Source organism: Microtetraspora sp. AC03309 (assembly GCF_020826795.1).
Lineage (GTDB): Bacteria > Actinomycetota > Actinomycetes > Streptosporangiales > Streptosporangiaceae > Microtetraspora > Microtetraspora glauca.
On record NZ_JADDIL010000675.1, the window covers coordinates 1 to 358 of the forward strand.

Annotated in this window: 1 protein-coding gene; it reads left to right on the top strand. The window is 67.0% G+C overall.

Features of this window, described 5'->3' with window-relative positions:
- Positions 1–21 precede the first annotated feature (21 nt).
- Positions 22–358 (top strand): DUF222 domain-containing protein (locus IMZ11_RS44890; protein WP_228649935.1); only part of this gene is annotated, 337 nt, incomplete at its 3' end.

The window sequence follows — 358 nt, forward strand, 5'->3', positions numbered from 1 at the left end:
GAATACGGTCTCGCCTATGACTTGAAGGTACGTCTCCCGGCCGTGCGTGACGCCCTGTCGGCCGGTCTGCTCGATAGGGCGCGGGCGGTGGTGTTCTGCGACTGGCTGGAAGACGTCCCCCTCGAACTCGCCCGAGCGGTCGCGGCTCATCTGCTGCCCAAGGCGGGGAAGTGGACGACGAGTGAGCTGCGGGAGAAGATCAAGAAATTGTTGATCGCGGCCGATCCGACCTGGGCGCGCCGTAAGTATGAGCGGGCTGTTCATCAGCGGCGGGTGATCGGGGTGCGGCATGCCGACGGCTCGGCGAGCATCACCGGCCAGCAGTTGCCGGTGGATCAGGCGGCGGCCGCGATCGCCC